We start from the raw sequence: 312 nt of genomic DNA, 5'->3' as shown, positions 1-312 counted from the left end.
CTTTAATGGCACGCTTTTTCTTTTCTTTTACTCTTTCAAAGCCGTTCAATGCAATCACCTCACTTAAAATATACAAGAAAAAATAATGGAAAACAATAATTTTGAAATATGGACTAATAAATATTTCAAAAAGTTGTTGCGAATATGGAAGATGAGGAGTACAATAATTTTGAAATATCAAACATTAAATATTTCAAAAAATGAGGTGGAATTATGATTTCAGTTCAAGATGTCACAAAACAGTTTTCGAACGGAAAAGGTTTGTTTCATATTACATTTGATGTAAAAGAGGGAGAAGTATTTGGTTATTTA

At 27.6% G+C, this 312-nt stretch carries 2 pseudogenes; one reads left to right on the top strand and one right to left on the bottom strand.

Going from position 1 to position 312, the window contains the following annotated elements:
* Positions 1–124: pseudogene (locus MR107_RS31825) on the bottom strand (TetR/AcrR family transcriptional regulator); the annotation flags it as partial.
* A gap of 89 nt (positions 125–213) precedes the next feature.
* Here MR107_RS31825 and MR107_RS30615 point away from each other — a divergent pair.
* A pseudogene (locus MR107_RS30615) lies at positions 214–312 on the top strand (ABC transporter ATP-binding protein); the annotation flags it as partial.

Origin of the sequence: Bacillus cereus group sp. BfR-BA-01441, from assembly GCF_022663075.1 — a bacterium.
Lineage (GTDB): Bacteria > Bacillota > Bacilli > Bacillales > Bacillaceae_G > Bacillus_A > Bacillus_A cereus.
The sequence above is the reverse complement of the archived record's forward strand: the minus strand, read 5'-3'. Positions and strand labels throughout refer to the sequence as shown.